We start from the raw sequence: 6,114 nt of genomic DNA, 5'->3' as shown, positions 1-6,114 counted from the left end.
TGCCACGACCCCACATCAACTGGCGGGACCCCGTCGATGGGGCCGAAGCCGCCGTTGGACACCTCGGTGTAGAGACGCCGGAGAAGCGTGGGGAAGGCGAACCCGATGACACGTTCCGCCTCGGCAACGGCTTCGGGCGGCGCCGGCGGGGGCGCCTGCCGTTCCTGGGCGATCCTCCGGCAGACTTCAATGATCTCGTCATCGGTCACCCGATGAGCGTATGAGCCAGCTCGGACAGTTGACGTCATTCTTCCAGCGAGGGATTCGCGTGCGAATCAGACCGCCTCGGTGTCACGTTCGATGGCGGTGGGGCGGTTCATCCCCACCGCGATGCGGCCGGGCAGTCCGTCTGCGGAAGGTGCCAGCGGCCGCCTGTGGCCGTGTACTCCGTCTGCCGGGTCAGCAAGCCCTGCCACCGCCAGTTACCTCGCCGGACTCCACCTCACCGCCATCTTCATCTGGTCAGCAAGATCATCCGAGGGCACCCTGGAGGGGCCGGCCGAGGGTCGTCAGCCCTTGTGACTGCCGATCCAAGGGCATCGCCGTCGACCCGGACGCCGCCCGCGGCTTCTCCGGCGAGGGCGGCGTGCTCCCGGCGCTTGCGACCGAGCACGCCGACGCCGAGCTGGTCTCGGCGCTGCTGGCCCGGGAGCCCCGGATCGACCCGGCGGAGCTCGCCGCACAGGCGGGGCTGAGCACCGACCGCGTTCGTGCCGCCCTGACCAGGCTTGGGACGGCCGGTCAGATCGGGTACGACACGGCCGAGGCCGCGTACTTCCACCGCCAGCTCCCCTACGACTCCGGCCGCGCCAAGGCGCAGAACCCGCACCTGCGGGCGGCCCGCGCCCTGGTGGCGGCGGGCACCGTGCGAATGGAGGACGGCGGCGCGACGGTGGACGAGCACGTGCAGCGGGTCCGGGTGGGGCCGGACGGGAAGCTGAGCTGCACCTGCCCGTGGTGGGCCAAGTACCGAAGCGGACGCGGGCCGTGCAAGCATGCGCTCGCGGCTAGCCTGTGCTCGGACCGGGGCGCGGCGGCCGACGGCGGGCGGAAGACGGGGCCGGGAACACGGCAGTGGAGGGGACGCGGTGACGGTGATCGAGCGGGTGCGGGCGGGGGACGCCGACGGGGTGGCCCGGGAACTGGCCGGGCTGACGCCGGCCCAGCGGCGCGACTGCATCGCGGAATTGAAGGAGGTCCGCCGGGAGGTAGACGAGAAGCCGTGGCTCAAGCGCGAGGTCCTCCAGGCGCTGATGGTCGCGGGGGCCGGATGCCACACCGCCACCGCGGCGGCCGCCTGGCTGAGCACGGGCGGCCCATGGTCCAGGCAGGACGACAGCTGGGACCAGCCCGCCCTGCTGACGGTGATCGAGAGCCGGCCGCCGGAATGGCGGAGCACGCTGGTTGCCGCACTGGCCCGGCGGCGGGCCACCTCTTGGGGGACGAAGACGTACCTCCTGCTGGAGCACCTGGTGCGGACGACCGGCTGCGACGTACCGACCACGGACGGATTCGTCACGCGGTGGTGCCTCGGCCGAACCTGGACGTACTCGTCCCACCGGAACGCGATCGTCGTCGCAGCCGGGGCGACCCTGTGGGAGCGGCTGTCGAAGGACCCGTTCGTGCCGCTCCTGACGCCCCGCCTGTTCGAGCTCGACGAGATCGGCGCCGTGCTGGACGGCCCGCGGGACGAGCAGTGCCCCGAGGACTGGTGGCCGACCTGCCTGATCCGGCTGGCCGAGCAGGGCACGCTGGACCGGGGAGAGCTGATCGATCGCTGCCTGGCCCGGCTGGCGCGGGGCGGGCGGACCAGCGACCAGCGCGGCTTCCTGAAGCTGCTGCAGGCCTTCGCTCCGACCCCCGAGGAGCGGATGGCCCGGGCCAGGAGCTACCTCACGCTACTCGACGCGCTCCCCTTCGTCGCCGCGCACGCCCAGCAGGTGCTGGCCGGGCTCGACGAGGCGGGCCTGCTGCCCCCCGGCCTGCTCGCTGAGGCCTCGGCGGCGGTGCTCCTGCGGAGCGAGAAGAAGCTCGTCCGCTCCCAGCTCGGCTGGCTGGACGGGGCGGCGCGGCGCGACCCGGCCCGGGCCGACGAGGTGGTGCTCGCGACGGCCCACGCGTTCGGCCACCCCGACCCCGACCTGCAGGGCCGGGCCCTGGGGGTGACGGCCCGCCACCTCCCCCGGGCCGGAGCGGCGGTGCTCCCGCAGCTGCGAGCGGCCGCCGAACTGCTCAACCCGGCCCACACCGCACGGGCTGGGGAACTCCTCGGCGGCGAACTCCCCGCGCCCGCCGAGGCGTACCGGGAGCTACTGCCGCCCGTGCCAATGCCCGTGCCGGTGCCAGGCCCGCTGGACAGCCCGGAGGAGGTCGCCGAGGAGCTCGCCGCGGTCCTCGTCGGCGACCCGGACGCGATAGCCTTCGAACGCGTCCTCGACGGCCTGGTCCGGCACGCCCACCGGGACCGCCCGGCGCTCACCCGGTCGCTGGAGCCGGTGCTGCGCGCCCACGAGTGGAGCGGCACGCACCGCTTTGCGGACTGCTCGCCGCAGGCCGTCCTGCACGTCGCCCTGGCGGCGGCCGGACGGACGACCCCCGATCCGCTGCGCGGCGGCTGCAGCACCGTGTTCGGCAACGTGCTCGCCGGCCGCCTGGAGGAGGCGGCCGACGGGATCCGGTCCGGCCGCACGCCTTTCCTGCTCGCCACTCCGACCTCCGCCACCGGAACGCTGGACGCGGCGACGCTGGTCGACCGCCTCGCCGCCTACGAGGCAGCCGGCCTGGAACCCGGGCCCGCCGACCTCTCGCAGGCCCTGCTGCGCGCGATGCCCACCGAGGACGCCGAGGTGCTGGCCGCCGCCGAGCGGCTCGGCTCGCCGGTCGGGCAGCGGGCGGCGCGCTGGCTCCGCTCGGGCGGGCTCCCGGCGCAGCCGTCCACCCGCAGGCGTTTCACCCCGGCGCAGGACCTTGTGGGCGGCGGCCGGGTGTACGAGTTCGAAGGCGTCGTGCTGACCGTGATCGACCAGCCCGGTGCGGGGTCTGCCAAGCAGTGCGGCGGGGCGGACGACCGGCTGACCCCCGAATTCGCCGAACTGGTCGGCCCGCTCGTCCACTCGGGGCTGCGGACGACCCGGTACCGGTACAGCACGCCGTCCCGGCACTGGCTCGCGGCCCTGCCCAACCATCGCGAGGAACTGGCCGCCCGGATGCTCGACGCGTTCGCCCACACGGATGGCCGGGGCGCCGCCCGACTGCTTCCCCACCTCATCGAGGCAGACGGCCCGGCGGGCCCGGCCGTCCACCTGGCCGTCGGGTACGGGCTGGGCGCCCGATGGCCCGAGGACCGCACCGCTGCGGTGGACGCTCTGCTGCTGCTCGCGGCCCGGGGCGACCTGGACGGCCCGCTGCTCGGACGGGAGCTGGCCGAGCTGCTGCTGATCGGTGCGGTGAAGGCCAACCGGCTCACCGACGCCCTACGAGCCGTCGCCGCGACGGGTGCGTACGGCACGGTGTGGTCGGCGCTGGCGGCTGCACTGCCGCAGCTGCTCACGACCGTCCCCGCACGGGGCACAGGCGAACTTCTCGCAGTAGCCGCCGACTGTGCGCGGCGCAGTGGCGCGCGCGGCCCGATCGCCGAAGTGTCGGCGGCGGCCGAACGGGGTGGGGCGAGTCGGGTGGTGAAGGAGGCACGGGCCCTACGAGAGGTGCTGGCTGGGGAATCCACCGGAGGGTAAGCGTCCGCGGGCTGTCCGGCACTGGAATTTACGCCAGTCGGCGTGACGCCCGGAGGCTTCCGCGGTCCGGGTTGAAGCTGTCACAGCGTGGGGCCGACTCCGCCGTGACTACCACGGCGGAGTCCTTGCTGCGGACTCCGACGCCGAGTTGCTCGCAGCCACCGAAGCGACGCTGAGCGACCCGGCGACGCCTTGGTGAGGAGTACGGCCTTTGGGGGACTGCCGGACCGGCGGTCCTCATGGACTCCGCTGAGGCCGGAAAGAACCTCGGCATTCCCTAATCCGGACGGCGGAGGCGAGCCGGACCAAGCCCCCCGTCCACCTGCCCGCAGGACGCTGGAGGGTCCGCGCGTTCCAGAGGACCGGCGACCCCCCTTGGATCAGCCTGGTTCAGCTCCTCCTGCAGGGCGACGGTCCGCCGACAACAACTCCTTAACTCGAACACCGAGTTCGCATCCGCAACCCCCGGGAGCAGGAACGCTGTGACAGGTCCGGAAGCCCACAACGCCCAACAGGCGCTCACGATCGGTACGCGGCGTCGTAATACCCGCGCAGCCGGGGGCTACGGATCGCGGGCAACCCGACCAGGGTGTCCCTGAAGGCGCCGGCGTGGGCTTCCAGGAGGCGCCAGGGACGCGAGGGTAGGGGGTAGTCGTCGCGCAGGACGCCTTCCGGGAGTACACCGGCGGCGGGCATCGGCGAGGTCTCCCCGGGGCTGGTGAGGTAGGCCCAGACCCCACTGTCCAGCGGCACCACCGTCGCCTTGAGGCCGGGCGGACGCCACGGCTCGCCCGTGCCAGGGTGGCGGGGGACGAGCAGGACATCGGGGCGGGGCCACAGCTCGGGCAGGCCCGGGCCAGCCAGCCCCACCGAGCGGGGGTCGGGCCCTGGTGGGAGGCAGCGGGCCACGGCGTGGCCGAGCAGCTCGGCGGCAGGGCCAGCGGGAAGGGTGACCGGGTGGTTCTCGGTGGCCGCCACAAGGTGGGCCAGCATGACACCAACCGCGGCTTCCCAGCGGCGGCTCCACGACCCGTCGGCTTCGACTGGCGGGACGCGGTGCTCGGCGCGGCCGAGGTCCGCCCAGTTGCGCGGCGGACGGTCCGGAAGCCCCGAGGAGCGGCGGACGACCGCGTCGGGCTCCAACCACACCGTCTGCCACGAGCCGCAGTCGTCGATCCGGGTCGCCACAGCCCGTCCGCACCCCGTACAGGCCAGATTGGGCCCGGCCCGGCCGTCAACGCCCCGGCAGTAGCCCTCGCACTTCTCCAGGATCAGAGCCATCGACCTGGAATCACCCGGTGCGATGACGATCCTGCCCCGCGCACCGAAAGAAACGGAGTACACCGGGGCGTACACCCCCTGTCGGGCAGCCGTTTCCGCTCCGACTTCCTCCCACAACCGCCAAGGCGGTCCGGTGGGTCTGGGGTCGACGGCGTACGTTCCCGGCTGCATCAGAGGAGGATGAAGTTCCTCCCAGGCGCCGTGATGGGTGTGGACGGGGAGTGCGACCCAGGACACCGGTGCCGTCAGCTCGGTGCAGCACCCGGCACACACGAACACGTCCAAACAAGCCCCCCTCGCTGCGGTTCACCGGGATTGTGCCTCGCCCGCGGCGGAGGATCCATCGGATTTCGGAGTGGCTCCCAGCGCTTCCAGGGGGCGCTTCATCTCTGGGTTGATGACAGGTGGGCGTCGACTCGGGTAGGCGAACGCACCGGGCCGGAGCACCGAGTGCACATCTACGCCCACTGCCTGGGTGGCGGCGGACTCGGCGCGGTAGGGGACACCGGTGCCGTACATGGGTCTCCGTCAGCTGTAGGGGGCGGATGGTGATTGGGGTGCGGGTGTTGTCGAGGTCGGGCCGGCCCGCTCACGACAGGCCGGCCCCGGGGTGGTGTCGGGTCAGGCGGTGTGCTGGTGGCGGTACTTGAGTTCGTCGCAGGTCGTGGGTGATGGTCTTGCCGCAGCTGGGACAGTCGGCGCTGTAGCGCGGCGGATCCTGGCCGCCTTGGTCCTGGTGGTGGTCACGGGGTCCCTTCGGGTCGGTTCTGTCGGGTGCGACGGGTGGCGTCGCGCGCGCCGGTGATGCGGTGGGCCTGGCGGGCGATCCGCTCGGCGAGGGCGGCCAGGCGGTCGGCGGCCGCGGGGTGCGCGCGTCCGTCGCGCAGGTCGTCCTGGTAGCGGTGGACGTCGCCGGCGAGTTGCGCGACGTCGAGGGCGTGGGCCTGGAGCTCATGCTCGATGTCGCGGTCCGGGTCCGGCCGGTGGTGCTGGTGGTCGTTCACGGTCGGGTGTTCCTGGTGGCGTCGGGCCGACGGTCGGTCAGCGGCAATCGGGCAGCGGGGGCAGGTAGGAGCAGGCGACGGCGTGGGCGGCGACC

Annotated in this window: 3 protein-coding genes and 2 pseudogenes; 2 read left to right on the top strand and 3 right to left on the bottom strand. The window is 73.3% G+C overall.

What is annotated here, in order from left to right; genetic code table 11:
- Positions 1 to 209, bottom strand: a pseudogene (locus tag IEZ12_RS34460) (SMI1/KNR4 family protein); the annotation flags it as partial.
- 11 nt (positions 210 to 220) lie between these two features.
- Between IEZ12_RS34460 and IEZ12_RS40745 the strand changes: the two are divergent.
- Both IEZ12_RS40745 and IEZ12_RS39705 read left to right on the top strand, forming a co-directional pair.
- A pseudogene (locus IEZ12_RS40745) lies at positions 221 to 1,006 on the top strand (SWIM zinc finger family protein); the annotation flags it as partial.
- Between the two features lie 82 nt (positions 1,007 to 1,088).
- A complete protein-coding gene (locus IEZ12_RS39705) occupies positions 1,089 to 3,734 on the top strand; it encodes a DUF7824 domain-containing protein (RefSeq protein WP_229848563.1) in 2,646 nt (881 codons plus the stop codon).
- Between the two features lie 519 nt (positions 3,735 to 4,253).
- Here IEZ12_RS39705 and IEZ12_RS40455 read toward each other — a convergent pair.
- Both IEZ12_RS40455 and IEZ12_RS34445 read right to left on the bottom strand, forming a co-directional pair.
- Entirely contained in the window at positions 4,254 to 4,922 is a 669-nt protein-coding gene (locus IEZ12_RS40455; protein WP_308431115.1) for a hypothetical protein, read from the bottom strand.
- An 836-nt stretch (positions 4,923 to 5,758) separates the two neighbouring features.
- The gene (locus IEZ12_RS34445; protein WP_189277934.1) at positions 5,759 to 6,019 is read right to left on the bottom strand and encodes a hypothetical protein; all 261 of its coding nucleotides are present in this window, start codon (positions 6,017 to 6,019) and stop codon (positions 5,759 to 5,761) included.
- Between the last annotated feature and the right edge of the window lie 95 nt (positions 6,020 to 6,114).

This window comes from Kitasatospora griseola (assembly GCF_014648555.1).
GTDB lineage: Bacteria > Actinomycetota > Actinomycetes > Streptomycetales > Streptomycetaceae > Kitasatospora > Kitasatospora griseola.
This window is presented reverse-complemented; position numbering and strand designations above follow the sequence as displayed.